The organism is Sphingobacterium lactis, from assembly GCF_051951495.1.
Classification (GTDB): domain Bacteria; phylum Bacteroidota; class Bacteroidia; order Sphingobacteriales; family Sphingobacteriaceae; genus Sphingobacterium; species Sphingobacterium lactis_A.
Map to the genome: position 1 here is coordinate 1,727,839 of NZ_JBNHAS010000001.1, position 18,725 is coordinate 1,746,563.

Sequence of the window (18,725 nt, forward strand, 5' to 3'; positions counted from 1 at the left end):
AAGCTCTATTTTAAAGCGGAATTCACTTAAAATTGGTTACAAATAAAAAACGCCGATAGCAATTATCGGCGTTTTTTATATATCAAGATTTTTTAATTGTTTTCAGATTCTATTTCCCGAATAAATCAAAAAGCTTCTTACCAAAGTTTTTATCTACTGTAATGTAGGATGGGTAATAAATATTCTGTCCAGCGATATTGATAGAAGGCTTAATCTTTAAAGCTAAGAATCCTTCAGATTTCTTATTAAACATCTCGTCGAAGAACCGCTCAAACCCATTTTCTTTAGCCTTATTGAATATATTAGCTTTAAATGTCATGGGAACAATAACACTTTCGCCTTGTGAAAGATTCACGTTTTGGTCTACTTTTCCCTCAAACAATGGTGATCCTTGAATCTCAATGATGTACTTGAAAGAATTAAAAGCAGCCTTTTTAATTTCCGGATTCGTAATCTTTAAGTTCACCTTTCCCTCCAACGGAAGCTCTTTGCTAAATAAAGCAACTGCTAAACCAGCTAATGAGGAGATGTTATAATTGCCATCTGCACCCTTGTAGGATTCAATTTTCTTACCATTGAATCTCACTTGTTCAACGGATTCCACATCGTATTCACAGTCTGCTAAAGCTTTAATCTGTGCTTTTTTATTGATTTGACATCCTGAAAGTAGCAATACGGTACATACAGCTACTAATCCCAATAGTTTTTTCATATTATTTATTCTTTCTTCCAAAATTATAAACCAAGCCAAGTGTAAATACAGCATTTCCTGGCTTCAAATACTGATTATCCATTAGACCGATATTCCATCCATTTGTCAATTGTAATTGTAAACCTTTACTCATTTCCAGTCGAGTAAAGAAGATCGGCTCAATAAATAAATTCTCTTCCAATGGATGAACTTCGTTGTCTAACTCGAATTTATCCATCTTAATACGGCTTAATCGAATGGCTGTACCATAATTTAAGGTACGTTTCTTTCCAAAAAGATTAATCTTGTTTTTACGGGTGGAAGAGAAATTCGCTTGCACAAATATTTTGTTGAATTCCACATCTCTGGATTCTACAGGATCGGAACCTGTAGTACTAGCGCGTTTATCGGCATCTTGGGTTGCCCCTAGACCATAACCGGCATAAAATTCCAGGACACTACGTTTGTTCTTACCCACTAAGGTGTAGTAACCAAGACCTCCTTCGTAGAGGTATTGTTTAAAATCGTGGTTATCGGACTTATAGTCCATATATGAACCATTGGCTATCAATGCCAAATTATCGGTAAAGGCAATACCGGCATTTCCGCTCAGATTACCTTTAGGATTAACATGGGCTCCTAAATAGCCTTCACCTTTATTATTGAACATGGGGGTGGCTGGTACATTTGGTAAATAAACAGAGCTACAACTGCTCATGATACCTACACCTATTAATAAACCAGCCCAATAATATATTCTGCTTACTTTCTTCATGTTGATATTAGTCAGCAATTACCTACAAATTATTATGCCAAACCTGTAGATTTTAACAAAAAGTAAGATTTTCTTTTAGAAATAATTAAATAACAGCATGCTTTTCAAGCTCTACTTGCATTTCTTTCTGCAAGACCAAAGCCTCTTCCCTAGCCTTCTCTGCAAAGTCTTTGCCCTTGGAAGCGTAGATAATACCCCGAGTACTATTGACCAAAAGACCACAATCCTTATTCATTCCATATTGACAAACATCGGCTAAGGAACCGCCTTGAGCACCAACACCAGGCACTAATAAGAAACTATCTGGCGCATGTTCTCTAATCTTTAAGAAAGCATCCCCACGGGTCGCTCCCACTACATACATGATGTTCTCGGATGTTCCCCAAGTATTCACTTTGTCGATAACTTCTTCAAATAACTGCTTTCCTGAAGCATTACTGAAATTCTGGAAGTCCAAACTTCCCTGATTAGAAGTCAATGCCAAGACAATTGCCCATTTACCTGGAAATTCTAAGAATGGTGTTACCGAATCTTCACCCATATAAGGTGCAATGGTAATGGAATCAAAATCCAAACCGGATACTTCAGGATTAAAAAACGCTTGTGCATACATTTTGGAGGTATTACCAATATCCCCACGCTTTGCATCGGCAATGCTAAAACAGTCCTTAGGAAGGATTTCAGAAGTTTTACGAAGTGCTTCCCAACCTTTTACACCATAGCTTTCATAGAAAGCGATATTGGGTTTATAGGCAACACATAGGTCAGAAGTCGCTTCTATAATGGCTTTATTAAAGGCGAAGATAGGATCTTCCTCATCTAATAAATGTTCAGGGATCTTGTTAAGGTCTGTATCCAAGCCTACACATAAAAAGCTTTTCTTGCGTTTGATCTGTTCAATCAGTTCTTGTTTGGTCATTATTATTCGTTGATTAACTTAACGATGTATTCTTCAAAATCTTTGGTGGAATAGTCGGCCATTCCCACATGTTTAAAAACACGGACACCCTTCTTGTTCAATACTAAACTAACAGGAATTTGGTCACTGGTCCAACCTTTAGGTAATTCACTTGCCGGAAAATAAATTGGTAAGGACAATTTCTCTTGTTGCATGAATTTCATCCCACCTTCTTTATTTCCTTCAATCTCCAGGAGCACAAAAGCAACTTTATCATTATCCTTATACTTATCATATAACTTCTGAATGGTAGGCATCTCTGCTCGGCAAGGACCACACCAGGTTGCCCATAGGTTTACAAATACTACCTTTCCTTTCAGATCAGCTGTGTTGATTTGTTTGCCTTGTGCATCTGTAAGGAGCATGCTCTCAGGATTTGCTTCCATAGAAGATAGCTCTTCAGGTTTCAATTGTCCTTTTTCAACATTGGGGCGAAAAAAGCCAATCTTCATCATCCCTTGGTGGATATATGAACGGCTAGTAGGCCAGATCAATAATCCAATGAGGACAACAAAGATGATATTGGAGATAAGATTCTTCTTTGATTTCTTTTTTTCTGTCATGTTTAGGAGTCAAATTTTTCCAACTGTTTCAACAAAGTACCGAAATCTTTTGGATAATCGGCCTCAAAGCTGAACTCTTGACCGTTCAATGTGAATCGAACAGACTTGGAATGCAACGCAAAACGTTTCATGATTGGTTGCTCCTCTTGATCCTTTGCTAAGGTATAGCCTCTCTTTTTTATCTGAGAAAGGTAAACTGGTTTACCGCGATACATGGTATCACCGACGATAGCTGCATGTTGGGTAGCTAAGTGGATACGAATCTGGTGCATTCTACCAGTAATAGGTTTACATTCTACTAAGGTATAATGTTTAAAATAGCGAATGCTATTGAAGATGGTCTCCGAAGGTTTACCATTATAACGATCGATGGTTACATTCTTATTCCCTTGGTTCAAGATTGGAAGATCTACCAACAGGTTTTCAAATACATGAGTCCCTGCAATGATAGCATGATAAACTTTATCTACTCTTCTTTTCTCAAACTCAATCGACATTAAGCGATAGGTTTCCGGATTTTTAGCAATCAACAAGATACCGGAAGTATCCTTATCCAAGCGGTGACAAACTTGCGCATCAGGAGTATATTTTTTTGCTAAACGCAGAATATTAACCTCTCCTCCTTCACGTGCATCAAGGGATGGAATAAAAGGTGGTTTATTAATCACGATTAAATTATCATCTTCGTGAATAATTAAATCTTGGAATTTCGGGTATTTAAAAAGATTTTGCTCTTGTTGAATCATCTTGCAAAAATAAGAATTATAGGCTAATTTTCTATGATTCAGCACCATTTAAGCAATCGGTTAACATTCAGGTTGATACTCGGACAAAAAAAGTTAATTTTGTAACAAACATTTAACCCATGTCAGTAAACAAGGTAATCAAACGCATCACGACATCTACCATTCGTGATATGAAACATAGAGGAGAGAAAATCAGCATGCTTACGGCATACGATTACTCCACAGCAAAAATCTTAGATCAAGCAGGTGTAGAGATTTTATTGGTTGGTGATTCGGCGGCAAATGTCTTTGCAGGCTTTGAAACCACTTTGCCCATCACGTTGGACAACATGATTTATCATGCTTCTGCTGTAGCCAGAGGAGCACATCGCGCTATGGTTATTGCCGATTTACCTTTTGGTGAGTACCAAGGTGCCACAGATGATGCCTATAAAGCTGCTGTTCGTATGATGAAAGAATCTGGGGTGCATGCCTTGAAAATGGAAGGTGGTGAGGAAATTATTGATAACATCAAAAAGATTGTTCAATCCGGTATCCCTGTTTGTGGTCACTTAGGATTAACTCCACAATCTATCTATAAATTTGGTGATTTTGGCGTTCGTGCGAAAGAAGATGCTGAAGCTCAAAAATTGAAAGCTGATGCCTTAGCTCTTCAAGAGGCCGGATGTTTTGCTGTCGTGTTGGAGAAAATCCCGGCTAGTTTGGCAACTGAGGTTTCTAAATCATTGGATATCCCAACTATTGGGATTGGCGCAGGTAATGGATGTGATGGTCAGGTTTTAGTCGTAAACGATATGTTAGGAATTACGCAAGAATTCAAACCAAAATTCTTACGTCAATACGTCAATTTATTTGATGAAATCACCAAAGCTGCACAGGCTTATGTAGCAGATGTGAAGTCGGGTGATTATCCAAATGAATCGGAACAATATTAATCGTACATGCAGAAATTATTGTTGATCCTGCTTTTGGTGGGTGTCTTGATTTACTTTATATCTAGGAAGCTCCAGGCAGTTGGGAAAAGCTTAGCTGTTCAAAAACAAGCCAAACAAGGCTATATATTAGTTGATGCTGGGTCTCAAGTTGTCAACAAGGTCATTAAGAACACCCTCTTTTCTGTTGGAATTGGTGTGGTCTTGCTGGTTATTACCTTAGTTTTGGCAATGAAAGTAAAGATCTTATTAATCATGTTGCCTATAAGCCTATACTTAATAGGACAGTTATTTCTACTAAATAATCAATTGAAATACACCAAAGATCAACAGGTTTGGTTTAATCCTGCTAATAATAATGTTTTAGTGGAATGGTTAAGCGGTCAGAAAGTGCAGTTTAATCTTCTTCGAGATATTCAACAAATAAGAACAGTAAAAGCTGTTCAGAAAAATAATCAAGTACAATTTGGTTATTATGAAATCATCGTTCATAATAACCAATTGTTTCTTCCATTGATTATAGAGGAGAACCAAGTCAATAATAGGTTCTTTAAAACCTTGAAAGACAATTATAGCATTAAAGGAAAAACTACACTATTTCCTTTAATCTAAATCTTAGGAATCTTATAACCATTGTGGTATTCTGCTGCTAGCAGTTTATTGGCTTCAGGTTCTTTAAAATTTTGTTTCTCTTTATTCCAATAGATTTTCTTCCCTGTTCGGTATGCAATATTTCCCATTTGGGATAATTTAGCGATATGACTTCCAACCTCTAGAGGAGCATTTAAAACGCTAGCATCTTTTGCTCGAATAGCCTCAATAAAGTTTTTGGTATGCAGGTCCAAGCCAACATCTTTTTTCTTTTGCAAAGGTACTGCTTCCATCTTCTTCCCTTCCGGAATTACCTCCCAACCATTACGATCTACGACAAGCGTTCCATTATTCCCTATAAATGCAATTCCATGTTCTCGGTTGTAAGGCCCACCTGAAATACTGGCTGCATGTTCCCAAAGCAAATTGAACTGATCAAACTCATAAACCGTAGTCAAGGTATCCGGAGTATCACCAGCATCATCAGGATAAGCAAACTTACCTCCTGCTGCCATAACAGACTTCGGATCGGAAACCTTCATACCCATTAGGGCATAATCCAGTAAGTGGACTCCCCAATCGGTCATCAAGCCACCTGCATAGTCCCAATACCATCTGAAATTATAATGAAAACGATTGGGATTAAAAGGCTGCGTTTTTGCTGGCCCTAACCACCTTTGATAATCTACTCCTGCTGGAACTGGTCCGTCAGGTGCTACTGGCACACGTTGTTTCCATCCTAAATAGGCCCATGCCTTTACTAAACGTATCTTTCCCAATTTCCCGGAATGGACAAAATCAATGGCATCTCTAAAGTGCTTTTGCGATCGTTGCCACTGTCCTACTTGTACAATACGCTTATATTTGTCTTTAGCAGCAAGCATAACATTACATTCCACAATAGAATTACCAATGGGCTTCTCTACATAGACATCTTTTCCGGCTTTGACCGCATCAACCATCATGAGGCAATGCCAATGATCGGGTGTACCGATCATAACAGCATCCACTTGATCATCCTTTAATAAATCCTCATGCTTTTTATAAACTTTGGGCTGTTGCCCCATTTCTTGAAGTTTCTTTAACCGTTCTGCAATAACCTGATCATCGATATCACAAATTGCCGTGCAAATGACATCTTGATTCTTCAATAGGGAGTTCAAATTGGACCATCCCATACCTTTAATACCAATAGCTCCAATCCTGATTTTACCATCAGAGGATCTATTGGAGGCATATAAAGAGCCAAAATGTAATGCTGGAATTAGTAAAGCTGATTTTTGGATGAAATCCCTTCTCGAAAGTGTCATAATTTGTGGTTTAGAACTAAAATACTAAAGTTAATAGACCAAATCCAATAATATTATAACTTATTATGGAAATTGTGTAACAATTTCAAACCCTACAAAGCCGACATTTGTATATAAATTGAAGGAGAAACCATGAGCAAAGAATATATATATCGAGTTAATGGCATGACTTGTAATGGTTGCAGGACCAACGTAGAGAAAAAACTCAACGAAATCCCAGGTATACATGCACAAGTAAACCTTGAAAAGGCTGAAGCAAGCATTCATGCTGAACATCAACCGGAAGATGCAATCCTACAAGAGAAATTAAATGAGCTTGGGGAGCATTATGAGATTGAATCTAAGGATGCTGATCTTAAACCTCAAGAGTATAAGTATGAAGTGCATGGCATGACTTGTAACGGTTGCCGCACGAATGTAGAAAAGAAATTAAATGAGATCCCAGGCGTTCATGCTGCGGTCAATCTGGAAAAAGGAGAAGCTACTATTCATGCAAAGGAACAGCCAACAGAGGACCTGTTGAATCAGAAGTTAACTGAACTGGGTGGTCATTACCATATTCATTCTAAGTCCCGTAATAGCAAATCAAACCATTCGCATCAGCATACGAGTAAGGAACCTGAAATATCCGAAAGTGGTCAATACATCTGTCCCATGTTTTGTGAAGGAAAGGATAAGATCTATCATGAACCAGGAAGATGTCCTGTCTGCAACATGCATTTGAGACCTGTAGAAAAGGTAGATTTTGATGCACCCTCCCATCAGCAACATGCGGAAGCACCAAAACCAACAGCTAAAAATGCGGGTAAGTATTACTGTCCGATGATGTGTGAAGGCGATAAGGTCTATGATAAATTTGGATCATGCCCTGTCTGCGGAATGAACCTCGAAAAAATCCCTGACACGAGTTTAAAAGTAAAATACTCTTGTCCCATGCATCCGGAAATCGTCCAGGATCATCCTGGAGATTGCCCGATATGTGGAATGGAATTAGTCGCTAATCAAGTCAGTGAGGAAGATGATCAGCATTATAGGGATTTACTAAGTAAATTCTGGATATCAGTAGCTTGTACTGTACCTGTATTCATTTTATCCATGGGTGATATGCTTCCAGGGCAACCGGTCAGTAAAATCATCCCTTACCACATCAATGCTTGGATTCAATTAGTCTTGACTTTACCTGTGGTATTCTATACCTGTTGGATGTTTTTTGAGCGTGCGTGGACTTCTTTTAAGACTTGGAACCTAAATATGTTTAGCTTGATAGGCTTAGGTGCTGCAGCGGCTTTTATTTTCAGTCTATTGGCATTCTTCTTTCCTCAAATATTCCCAGCAGAATTGAGGGGTCACCATGGCGAAGTACACCTTTATTTTGAATCGGTTGTTGTGATCTTAACCTTGGTTTTATTAGGTCAAGTGCTTGAAGCAAAGGCGCATTCCAGAACCAATTCTGCTATCAAGGAACTTATAAAATTAACTCCAGCTGAAGCCATTCTAGTGAAAGACGGCCAAGAGAAAAAAGTTTCTATTCATGATGTCAAGGTTGGTGATATACTAAGAGTTCGCGCAGGTGATAAGATACCGGTGGATGGAGAAGTCACAGAAGGTAGTACTTCAATTGATGAGTCTATGATATCGGGTGAGCCGATACCTGTTGAGAAGAATCCGGAAGACCAGGTGATTGCAGGAACGATCAATGGTAATCATGAGATATTAATGAAGGCAAATCGAATTGGTAGTGAGACTTTATTGGCACAGATTATTCAATTGGTCAATGATGCCAGTCGTTCTCAACCCCCTATTCAAAAGTTGACAGATAAGGTTTCAAAGATCTTTGTACCTACTGTGATCGCCATTGCCATCCTTACCTTTATCGTATGGATGTTCATGGATATTCCAAACAGTACAGCCATGGCCTTTTCTAATATGCTTGCAGTATTAATTGTTGCCTGTCCTTGTGCTTTAGGTCTAGCCACGCCCATGTCTGTGATGGTCGGAATTGGTAAAGGAGCTAAAAATGGTATTCTCATTAAAAATTCAGAAGCATTGGAAAAGATGGAGAAAGCTAATGTGCTTATTGTTGATAAAACAGGTACTATTACAGAAGGAAAACCTAGCGTATCGGAGGTGACTACTGATAATCCAAAATTTAAAGAAGATGATATTTTACAAATTGCTGCTTCAGTAAATAAAAATAGCACCCATCCATTAGCGCAAGCTATGTTGGATAAAGCCAAAGAGAAAAACTTACAGCTGTTGGATGTCACCCAATTTGAGAATATCTCAGGAAAAGGTGTTAAGGGTAAGATATTTCATATGCAGGCACTTTTAGGTACTCCACGTTTGATGAAGGAACAGAACATTGAAATTAGTCAAGAACAAGAGAAGCAAATCGAAGAATTACAGAAAAAAGGAAACTCTGTTTCTGTCTTGGCAATAGATAATCAGTTCGCAGGTCTTGTAGCTGCATTTGATGCATTAAAGGAGAGCAGTGTTGAAGTCATTAAAAAGTTCCAAGATGAGGGCATTGAAGTTTACATGTTCACTGGAGATAATGAGAACACAGCTAATCTAGTCGCAAAAGAAGCTGGAATCAAACATGTTCATGCCGGTTTATTACCGGAAGATAAATTGAAAGGGATTAAAAAACTTCAAGCTGAAGACAAAAAGGTAATCATGGTAGGTGACGGTATTAATGACGCTCCTGCCCTAACCCAAGCTGATATTGGTGTAGCTATGGGAACAGGAACCGATGTCGCAATTCAAAGTGCTGAAATAACCTTAGTAAAAGGCGATTTAAGAGGGGTTCATAAAGCTTATCACCTTAGTAAGGCTATGATCAGTAATATTAAGCAAAACCTACTATTTGCATTTCTATATAATGTTATTGGAATTCCAATTGCTGCAGGAATTCTGTATGGCAGCTTAGGGATTTTAATGTCACCTATGATTGCAGCCGCCGCAATGAGCTTAAGTTCTGTATCGGTAATTGTTAACTCTTTACGATTAAATACCGTGAAGCTTTAAAGAAGATAAGTTTGATAATCTTAGGGGTTGGGTTTTGCACTCAACCCTTTTTTATTTATGCTTCTTATCCAAAAGCTGCTGCGCTTTCATCACCTTATTATAGAAGAGTAGATGCGCAAGCAATCCTAACAGGGCAAAACCAGCCCCAAATAGAAAGACACCAAACCAACCATGATGTTGCCAACCATAGCCACCTAATAAAGAGCCTAAAGAGCCTCCAATAAAATACAATACCATATAGACAGTATTCAAACGAGAAGTAGCATCTGTCTTTATAGCAAAATAATCTGCCTGATTCATAATATGTGAAGATTGCAATCCGAGATCAATCAGAATAATCCCTACGATCAACCCCCAATAGGTATTCCCAGTAAAATAGATAAATACCCAACTTAACAGAATAAACAAGAGCCCCAACATGATGATGGATTTACGACTCATCATCTTATCCACCTTGCCTACTAATGCAGCAGCTAAAGCTCCCACTGCCCCAATCAACCCAAAGCTTCCTGCTACTGAAGGTCCTGCATGAAAAGGGGCTTCTTCCAAATGGAAAGGTAAAGTCGTAAAAACCACACAAAGAGATGCAAAACCCATAGCGCCCCTAAAAGCAGCCAATTGAAGGACTGGTTGTGAAGTAGCCAGATTAAAAACTGAAGCCATTAAAGATTGGTAGCTCCCATTAAAATTAGGTCGAACCTCAGGTAACATCTTATAAACAAAAGCCCAGGAAATAACCATGAAACAGGCAGCTGCCCAATAAATACTTTGCCAACCCCATAGATCACCTACTATACCTCCTATAAAGCGCGACAACAGAATACCCATCAGAAGACCCGACATGACCATACCAATCTGTTGCGCTCTGTCCTCTGGTCTTGCCAAGGCAGCAACCATAGGAACAAACAACTGTGGAATAACCGAAAAACAGCCAATCAAAAAACTCATCAAGTACATCAAATACAAATTTTTTGAAAGTGCCATGCCGATCAAAGCCAAAAACACCAAGATCAAATCGGTCAATATCAATTTCCTTTTGTAAAGTTTATCCCCCAAAGGAATAATAAACAGCAGGCCAACCGCATATCCTACTTGCGTACATACCGTGATACTGCTGGCTGCAGATTCGGATATACCCAATTCCTCACCTATCATGGCCAATAATGGTTGACTATAATAATTGTTAGCTACAACAATACCTGATACTAGTGTCATTAACCACAGTACCGATTTCGTTAATTTTGCTCCTTGATCAATTTGCATTGTTAGTTTGATTCCGCGACTAAGGTAGTAAAGAGAATTCTTTTTAAACATCAATTCCCAAGAATTAATATCCCCTTATACCATGATATTGGCAGATTAACTTCATTTATGGCAGGTTTTAAGACAATATAGTACTGACAACTTGACTAATTTTAAAGAAATAAATATTCCTAAGACAGTCGTGCCATTTAGCCATTGTTTGTATAATGTCATTAAATTAAGGTAAGATTAACTAGAGCAGAAATTAACTCATTACAAACCAACATTATACCAATATTTCACTTTTTCTTTTACTGTATTCCAAAGTTTGGCATATATAATTGGCACAGGTATTGAATATTTGACCGTACATGACAATTAAGTCAAATATTAAAATTTATAACATGAAAAAATTATTACTTACTCTAACAGCTGTTTCAGCTTTATCATTAGCAGCAAATGCACAAACTTCAAAAGGTACATTCTTAGTAGGTGGTTCAGTTAGTTACGATGGATCTACTATTAAAGATAGCGATGCAAAAAACAATAGTTTCTCTATTGTTCCTCAATTAGGATATTTCGTAGCAGATAACATTGCTTTAGGTACTGGTATTGGTTACAACTGGGCAGAGACTGAAAGTGATGCAGGAGTTAAAAACACAAACAATGCATTTCAATTAGCACCATTTGGTCGTATCTATTCACAAAACGACGGACCAGTTAAATTTTACGGTCAATTAAGCGTTCCAATGTCTTGGGGTACTACTAAAGTTGATGGTGACAAAACAGGAACTACTGCTAAATATGGCGTTGAATTAGCTCCAGGTTTAGCTTTCTTCCCTACTAGCAACATCGGTATCGACTTCAGAGTAAAAGGTCTTTACTTTAACAGCAGCAATGCTGAGCCAACAGGTGGTGAAAAAACTACCGTTAGCACTTACGGATTAAACGCTAGTTCATTAACTCCAACAGTAGGTGTAACTTTCCACTTTTAATCGTTTCTAGATTCAAAGTTAAATATAAAGGCATGGTCAAATTGAATGACCATGCCTTTTTTATTATAAATGATAGTTCAGATCTTTTATACCGTCAGCCAGATAGGTATGGCGACTTGTTTTAGTAGATTGGCTAAATTAACCCTTTCCACTTCAGACTCCTTCACCCATTTCACCTCTTCTAACTCTGCTTTTGGCTGAAGATCATTTAATATAATAGGCAGCTTGCTTTTGAATACATAACCACGCACGGTTTTCCCATATTCATTCACTGCTTGCGCCTCATGAACAGTTAAAAATTCAAATTGATCTTCATTAAGCTTTAATCCCAATTCTTCCTCTAGCTCGCGCAGCAAGGTATCCACCGGGCGTTCCTCACCTTCAATCTTACCTCCTGGTAATTGATAATAAATGGAATTTTGCTTCCGTACTGTTAATAGTTCATTTTGTTCATTTAAAATGATAGCAACAGCAATTTTGATGTATTGTGATAGCTCCATAACTACAAAAAAGGGTATTTTAAGCTAATTTAAGAATCTTGGAATGATTTTTAAGACTATCTAAATAGATATATATGAATAAAGTATCAAAAGAATTGATATTTTTGAAACTATTTGATATAAAACCCTATAGAAATTTCAGAATAAACAGATGAGAAAAATTGCTTTCTTCTTGCCCCTGTTTGCAATCTTGCTGACAGTCGCTTGTAAAAACACGTCTAAAAACACCAGTGCTGCCGAACGTAGGAAACAAGATTCCATAGAGAAGGTTAAGAAAGCTGAAGAAGAAGCCCGTGAAGCTGAAAGGACTAGACCTAGGACTGCAGCAGATATCAAATTAGATAAAGACATCAAATTCGAAAAATATAACCTTGAGGATACTTATCCTTATGAGGACACCACTCGCGTATTCCAATTTGATAAAATAAAGGAAAGGTTAGCCTATATCGAGACCTTCCAAGCGCAAAAAATCAATTACGGGGTATTGCAAAACTATAAGAACCGTAATCGTGAAGCTCCCGTAGTTGAAAATTATGTCAGAAATGCCTATAAAAGGGTTTCAGACACACTTGGAAACGAGCGTTATCAATCTGCTCCCTTATACCGCGAAGAAAATAGTAAAAAACCAAGTATCTATGGTCGTGATGGATCTTTAGTGAGAATCGAAAGTGCAGACACGTTGGATATGGTTAAAGTAACTGGAATCTCCTTTGAGGGAACGTGGTTTGTACCAAAAAGATATGTAAAACCAAAGGGTGATTCGATAAAAATAGAGCATGTAGCCTTTGTAGATGTTACAAACCAAAATATTTGTGTTGTAGAAAGAACCGGTGAAAATGAGTGGAAAATTCGCTCCATGAACCCGGCCACATCCGGCCGTCATAAACCTCCACATGCGATGGAAACTCCGGTAGGAATGTTCTTTGTTCAAGAGCAAAAAGCGAAGATGTTTTACTATAAAGATGGCACAACAAGTATTGAAGGATTTGCCCCATATGCCACTCGATTCACTAATGGAGCCTATATTCATGGTGTTCCGGTGAATAACCCGAAAGGAAAAATCATCGAATATAGTTGGTCATTAGGTACTACTCCCCGCTCCCACATGTGTGTGAGAAATGCCAGCTCACATGCCAAGTATGTTTATGACAATTTCAAACCCTTCCAATCGGTGGTCGTAGTAATCGATTAATGTTTTTTAACACTTTGATTGTCAATTTTTTCCTAATTTTGTATCCGACGAAAAGGAAAAGTGCTTATGAACAAACTATTGTTATTTTCTCTGTGGGCGATTGCAACATCTGCATTAAGTGTAAACCTAGACCAACCCACTATTGTTAAAGAAACAAAAAAAGAAAACATTTCGAAAACTGAGGTAACTAAAGATCCTATTAGGGAGCTTTATAATGAAATGAAATTGTCTAGTGTCTTAAAGTATGAAGCTTTTGAACAAGCAATGCAAGGCTACAATCAAATTCATCCTAAGAATCAAGACATCATTACTGTAATCGATTTCACATTACCTTCTACTGAGAAGCGTATGTTTGTACTCGATTTAAAAGCTAAGAAATTGTTATTCCATAACATCGTATCACACGGAAGAAATTCTGGTGAGAAATACGCGACTTCATTCTCCAACAAACACGGATCTTTCCAAAGCTCTCTTGGTTTCTATATAACTCAAGAAACCTATAATGGTGGAAATGGATTCTCATTACGTTTGAATGGACTAGAAAAAGGAATCAATGATCAAGCTAGACCTCGTGCTATCGTAATCCACGGTGCGGATTATTGCAGTACAGATGTTATTAAGTCAACAGGTCGTTTAGGAAGAAGCTATGGCTGTCCTGCTTTACCTCGTGAATTGACTAAGCCTATCATCAACAGCATTAAAGATGGTACATTATTGTACATTTATTCGCAGAATAAAGAATACATCGCCAGCAGTAAAATGATCAAAAAGATTACTCCTAATCAACCGGAGAATACAATGATTGCTGCCCAACAAGAAGAAGAAGCTTCACACGGCAAAGCGATTATGAACTAATAAGTTTAACTAACCGAAAAGGTTAGACAAAACATAAGATATAGACTGGCAAGTGTCTAATCAAAAAAGAAAGGCTTGAATCACATGATTCAAGCCTTTCTTTTTTACTAATATGTTATTCAGCTATTCCTATTAACTGCTGAAATATGCTCTCACATTTTTACCTTCCATCCAGTTCATGAATGCTCGGTTAACTACTTTGTTTCCACCTGGAGTAGGGTATTTTCCAGAGAAGTACCAATCCCCTTTATGGTTCGGACAAGCAATATGTAGATTATCTAATTTTTGGAAGATAACTTCTAATTCTGCATTCAAATTATGAGGCTTAATGATGCGAACAATCTCTTGAGAGATTTCTTCATCCGTAAAGGGTTCATAGATTGCTTTTACGTAGTTTTCAATTTTATCCTTAGGCATGGTCGTAGAAGCCAAACACTTTTGATATACCTCATCAATGATGTGTGCTAAGCCATTCTTACGTAATAAGGAAATAGCAGCCTCAAATGCAACGAACTCGCCCATTCTAGACATATCGATACCATAACAGTCAGGATAACGAATCTGAGGTGCAGAAGATACAATAACAATCTTTTTAGGATGCAAACGATCCAAGATTGTTAAAATACTTTGCTTTAGGGTTGTACCACGTACAATTGAATCATCAATCGCTACAATGGTATCCTCATGGTTCTTCACAATACCGTATGTCGTATCATAAACGTGTTGCACCATATCTTGACGATCTGCATCTTGTGTAATGAAGGTACGTAATTTAGCATCTTTAACGTTTAATTTTTCAAAGCGTGGCGTCATGCTCAATACTTCATCCATTTCCTCATCAGTTACCTTATCAGCACGTTTCAATAGGATATCCTTCTGGCATTTACGAACGTATTCGTTGATACCATCCATCATACCATAGTAAGAAACCTCTGCTGTATTTGGAATAAAGGAGAATACCGTATTTTTAATATCGTGGTTAATGCTATCCAATACCTGTGGGCATAATAAACGTCCTAAAGACTTACGCTCTTGGTAGATATCAGCATCAGAACCTCTCGAGAAATAAATACGTTCAAATGAACAAGATTTTTGCTCTACTGGTTCACGGAACATTTCTTCTGATACAGTACCATCTTTCTTTGCGATTAAGGCATGTCCAGGTTTAATCTCCTTAACTGCTTGCAATGGAATATTAAAAGCAGTTTGGATTACAGGGCGTTCAGAAGCTACAACTAAGACTTCATCATCTTGGTAATAGAATGCTGGACGAATACCTGCAGGGTCACGCATTACGAATGCATCGCCATGACCAAAGATTCCGGCGATGGTATAACCGCCATCCCAAGTCTTAGCAGAACGGGTTAATATTTTGGAAACATCCAAATTCTTGGCGATCTGCGCAGAGATCTCAATATTGGAGTAGCCATCTAGTTTAAACTTATCAAATAATTTCTGGTTCTCTTCATCCAGGAAGTGACCAATTTTCTCCAATACCGTAACGGTATCAGCTTGCTCTTTAGGATGCTGACCAAGGTCGTACAATTGTTGCAATAACTCATCAACATTCGTCATATTGAAGTTACCAGCAACCACTAAGTTTCTGGACATCCAATTGTTCTGACGAAGGAAAGGGTGGCAACTCTCGATACTATTCTTTCCGTGAGTTCCGTAACGTAGGTGCCCTAAAAGCACTTCTCCGGTAAAACTCACATTATCCTTCAACCATTGGGTATCTTTAGACTCCTCAGGGAAGGCTTTTTGCACGGCTGCAAACTTCTTCTGTACATACTCAAAGATCTCGGATACGGCAGATGAACCCATCGCACGGTAACGAGAGATGTAACGGTTACCTGGTTTTACGTCAAATTTAATCGTCGCAATACCAGCACCATCTTGACCACGGTTGTGCTGCTTTTCCATAAGCAAGTACAATTTGTTGATCCCGTAGTAAGGCGTTCCGTATTTTTCTTGATAATAAGACAGGGGTTTTAACAGTCGGATGAGTGCAATTCCGCACTCGTGTTTTATAGCGTCACTCATTTGCTTGAATTGATGCTGCAAAGGTACGGAATTTTAAAAAAATCTCCGATACATCTTAGTGTAAAAAATTATCGTAAAAATAGACCCGCTATTCGCGGGTCCATATATCTAATCCTCCCAAGCTCCTTCGGCTTGTTTCTGATTGCTGTAATTTATAAATCGATCGCGTCGCGATTGCATCTCCACCTTTTCTACCCTTTGCCAAGTCATGTAGCTGTTCACATATTGACCATTTGACAAAATAGGCTCTGTAGATTTTAAATATAAGATATCCCCCTCAAAGTCGATCTTTCTTTCTTGCGTCTGTCCCTCCCAATTCGGATATGATGAGGTGTGGATGGAATACTGCACGGTGGCAGTGGAATTATCAATTTGATAAGAACCAGCAAATGCAATAAATCCTTTGACACATGATATCAATTCCTCATCATTCGCCAAATAGCGATCATTGGAACTAAAATTACAACGCTCTGAACTTGATATTTGAACAGACATGTGTCCATCTGGTCCATAAATTAAACTACCCTTCGGGCTTTTTCCCATTGGAAAATTGGAATCAATTCCATTTACTGGAACTTCTATATATGATAACAGCAACCAAGTGCCGATTAATTCATTCTTCAATGTAGTCATTTAGGGTTATGTTGTTTACCTCAATAACGGCAAAATTTCTCTAATAGTTTGTAATCCTGTGTAACATTCCTTTTATAGATATTTCCATGACAGAAATATCCTTTATATCTTCGCTACACAAGTTCCAGACCAATTTTGGTCATGGCAATTTAATATAATTTAACCCCTTGATGATGAGTGATAATTGTTATTGCGGAAATACGCGTACCTATTCCTTCTGCTGCCAACCTATACATACTGATCTTAGCCATGCACAAACAGCAGAACAATTAATGCGGGCTAGGTATTCGGCATTCGTGTTACAAAACATTGATTTTATTTATCAAACCTTCCATCCACAAACCCGAAGGTTTCAAAAACGATCTGATATCGAAAATTGGAGTAGAAATTCACATTGGCAAGGATTGGAAATTGTTAAAACAACCGAGTCAACTGTAGAATTCAAAGCTTTTTATCTCGATCAAAACTTAGATTTACAAACACATCATGAAAAATCCAATTTCAAAAAATGGAATGGGAACTGGTATTATGTAGATGGAAAACTATTTCTTTAATTAATAATTTCATAATCATAGTTAGCTATTTATTGAATTTTAGTAAATTAGATTACTGACAATAAAACAAAACAATTATGGGAAAATTTGTAATCTCTACCAGAAAAAATGGAGAATTTCAATTTAACTTAAAAGCCTCCAATGGACAGGTGATTTTAAGTAGTGAAGGTTATTCAAGCAAAGCTGCCTGCGAAAATGGTATCGCTTCTGTGAAGAAGAATGCTGTTGATGTGAACAAATTCGACAAGTTGACAGCAAAAAATGGAAAATTCTATTTCAACCTAAAAGCTGGCAATGGTCAAATAATCGGAACCAGTGAAATGTACGAAAGCGATTCTGGACGTGCCAATGGAATAAAATCCGTGCATGAAAACGCCCCTGATGCTTCCGTAGAAGATACCACAGTTTAAACATAAAAAGTCCCGAACCACATTCGGGACTTTTTATTTTAATTAAAGAACATCTCAACCAATACCATTGAACCTCATTCAATTGCTTTATTTTCCCCAAATTAATTCCTAAGTTTATTCCTAACTTATCTTAAGATAGACGAATACTCCAAAATCATGGTATTTCATTTTATCTTTATTCAATAAGAATTACACGTAAAAACCAATTTAACGCTAATAACCTATTTAAATTACGTCTTATGGGTCTATTTAATTTTTTTAATAAGCCAGAAAAGGAAGACAGTGTATCAACAATACAAGTTGGTCAGGAATGGCATTATCAAACTCGTAAACTTGAAGAAAGTTCAACTTTAAAAATCGTTAAGATCGAACAGTATGAAAACATTGGGAAAATCATACATATTTCCATTTTAGATTTAAAAGTAAAGCATCCTAAATTCCCTGATGAATTCCTAACAGAAGCCACTCATATTCCCATCACAGAAGCTGCCTTACTAAAAAGCATTACGAGCATAAAGAATGATCGTTGTGATTTACCTGATTATGAATTTGGTTATGTACGTTGGAAACATGCATTCGACGAGGAAAAAGCAGGATATTTCGCTATACCTGTAATCGAAGTCGTCCACTATTTAGAGGAAAGTGCCAATAAGTAACAGGAGGTACTTGTAAGCTCATACCGTTTCAAAATTTTCTTGAACAAGCTAG

Annotated in this window: 19 protein-coding genes; 9 read left to right on the forward strand and 10 right to left on the reverse strand. The window is 37.6% G+C overall.

The window, feature by feature from the left end:
* Positions 1–109 precede the first annotated feature (109 nt).
* The 5 genes from ACP6L2_RS07410 to ACP6L2_RS07430 form a co-directional block, all read right to left on the reverse strand.
* Positions 110–712 (reverse strand): hypothetical protein, encoded by a 603-nt coding sequence (locus ACP6L2_RS07410; RefSeq protein WP_344673796.1) that lies wholly within the window; start codon positions 710–712, stop codon positions 110–112.
* Position 713: 1 nt separating this feature from the next.
* Complete coding sequence (locus ACP6L2_RS07415; protein WP_440508619.1) at positions 714–1,466, reverse strand: hypothetical protein; 753 nt, start codon at positions 1,464–1,466, stop codon at positions 714–716.
* An 85-nt stretch (positions 1,467–1,551) separates the two neighbouring features.
* Positions 1,552–2,385, reverse strand: coding sequence for an orotidine-5'-phosphate decarboxylase (gene pyrF, locus ACP6L2_RS07420; protein WP_440508620.1), 834 nt, complete (start codon positions 2,383–2,385; stop codon positions 1,552–1,554).
* A 2-nt stretch (positions 2,386–2,387) separates the two neighbouring features.
* A complete protein-coding gene (locus ACP6L2_RS07425; protein WP_440508621.1) occupies positions 2,388–2,987 on the reverse strand; it encodes a TlpA family protein disulfide reductase in 600 nt (199 codons plus the stop codon).
* 2 nt (positions 2,988–2,989) lie between these two features.
* On the reverse strand, positions 2,990–3,733 hold the full coding sequence (locus ACP6L2_RS07430) for an RluA family pseudouridine synthase (RefSeq protein ID WP_440508622.1): 744 nt from the start codon (positions 3,731–3,733) through the stop codon (positions 2,990–2,992).
* A 119-nt stretch (positions 3,734–3,852) separates the two neighbouring features.
* Between ACP6L2_RS07430 and panB the strand changes: the two genes are divergently transcribed.
* Together panB and ACP6L2_RS07440 are read left to right on the forward strand one after the other, a co-directional pair.
* Entirely contained in the window at positions 3,853–4,668 is an 816-nt protein-coding gene (gene panB, locus ACP6L2_RS07435; protein WP_440508623.1) for a 3-methyl-2-oxobutanoate hydroxymethyltransferase, read from the forward strand.
* 6 nt (positions 4,669–4,674) lie between these two features.
* Positions 4,675–5,277, forward strand: coding sequence for a hypothetical protein (locus ACP6L2_RS07440; protein ID WP_440508624.1), 603 nt, complete (start codon positions 4,675–4,677; stop codon positions 5,275–5,277).
* Here the strand turns inward: ACP6L2_RS07440 and ACP6L2_RS07445 are convergent.
* Complete coding sequence (locus ACP6L2_RS07445; RefSeq protein ID WP_440508625.1) at positions 5,274–6,566, reverse strand: Gfo/Idh/MocA family protein; 1,293 nt, start codon at positions 6,564–6,566, stop codon at positions 5,274–5,276. The genes ACP6L2_RS07440 and ACP6L2_RS07445 overlap by 4 nt on opposite strands.
* 132 nt (positions 6,567–6,698) lie before the next feature.
* Between ACP6L2_RS07445 and ACP6L2_RS07450 the strand changes: the two genes are divergently transcribed.
* The gene (locus ACP6L2_RS07450) at positions 6,699–9,593 is read left to right on the forward strand and encodes a heavy metal translocating P-type ATPase (protein WP_440508626.1); all 2,895 of its coding nucleotides are present in this window, start codon (positions 6,699–6,701) and stop codon (positions 9,591–9,593) included.
* 51 nt (positions 9,594–9,644) lie between these two features.
* On the opposite strand, the gene ACP6L2_RS07455 is transcribed toward ACP6L2_RS07450, so the two are convergent.
* Positions 9,645–10,856: an MFS transporter gene (locus tag ACP6L2_RS07455; RefSeq protein ID WP_440508627.1), complete on the reverse strand. Its 1,212-nt coding sequence runs from the start codon at positions 10,854–10,856 to the stop codon at positions 9,645–9,647.
* Between the two features lie 383 nt (positions 10,857–11,239).
* Between ACP6L2_RS07455 and ACP6L2_RS07460 the strand changes: the two genes are divergently transcribed.
* Positions 11,240–11,830: an outer membrane beta-barrel protein gene (locus ACP6L2_RS07460; RefSeq protein WP_440508628.1), complete on the forward strand. Its 591-nt coding sequence runs from the start codon at positions 11,240–11,242 to the stop codon at positions 11,828–11,830.
* Between the two features lie 86 nt (positions 11,831–11,916).
* On the opposite strand, the gene ACP6L2_RS07465 is transcribed toward ACP6L2_RS07460, so the two are convergent.
* A complete protein-coding gene (locus tag ACP6L2_RS07465; protein ID WP_440508629.1) occupies positions 11,917–12,330 on the reverse strand; it encodes an NUDIX domain-containing protein in 414 nt (137 codons plus the stop codon).
* A gap of 151 nt (positions 12,331–12,481) precedes the next feature.
* Between ACP6L2_RS07465 and ACP6L2_RS07470 the strand changes: the two genes are divergently transcribed.
* Both ACP6L2_RS07470 and ACP6L2_RS07475 read left to right on the forward strand, forming a co-directional pair.
* On the forward strand, positions 12,482–13,522 hold the full coding sequence (locus ACP6L2_RS07470; RefSeq protein WP_440508630.1) for a L,D-transpeptidase: 1,041 nt from the start codon (positions 12,482–12,484) through the stop codon (positions 13,520–13,522).
* A gap of 66 nt (positions 13,523–13,588) precedes the next feature.
* Positions 13,589–14,377: a murein L,D-transpeptidase catalytic domain family protein gene (locus ACP6L2_RS07475; protein WP_440508631.1), complete on the forward strand. Its 789-nt coding sequence runs from the start codon at positions 13,589–13,591 to the stop codon at positions 14,375–14,377.
* A 132-nt stretch (positions 14,378–14,509) separates the two neighbouring features.
* Here the strand turns inward: ACP6L2_RS07475 and ACP6L2_RS07480 are convergent, their stop codons facing one another.
* Complete coding sequence (locus ACP6L2_RS07480; protein WP_440508632.1) at positions 14,510–16,420, reverse strand: amidophosphoribosyltransferase; 1,911 nt, start codon at positions 16,418–16,420, stop codon at positions 14,510–14,512.
* A gap of 108 nt (positions 16,421–16,528) precedes the next feature.
* Complete coding sequence (locus ACP6L2_RS07485; RefSeq protein ID WP_440508633.1) at positions 16,529–17,053, reverse strand: lipocalin-like domain-containing protein; 525 nt, start codon at positions 17,051–17,053, stop codon at positions 16,529–16,531.
* Between the two features lie 173 nt (positions 17,054–17,226).
* Here ACP6L2_RS07485 and ACP6L2_RS07490 point away from each other — a divergent pair, with 173 nt between their 5' ends.
* The 3 genes from ACP6L2_RS07490 (at position 17,227) to ACP6L2_RS07500 (ending at position 18,673) form a co-directional block, all read left to right on the forward strand.
* Complete coding sequence (locus ACP6L2_RS07490) at positions 17,227–17,607, forward strand: YchJ family protein (RefSeq protein WP_440508634.1); 381 nt, start codon at positions 17,227–17,229, stop codon at positions 17,605–17,607.
* A gap of 77 nt (positions 17,608–17,684) precedes the next feature.
* Entirely contained in the window at positions 17,685–18,017 is a 333-nt protein-coding gene (locus ACP6L2_RS07495) for a YegP family protein (protein WP_440508635.1), read from the forward strand.
* 239 nt (positions 18,018–18,256) lie between these two features.
* Entirely contained in the window at positions 18,257–18,673 is a 417-nt protein-coding gene (locus ACP6L2_RS07500; protein ID WP_440508636.1) for a hypothetical protein, read from the forward strand.
* The last annotated feature ends 52 nt before the right edge of the window (positions 18,674–18,725 follow it).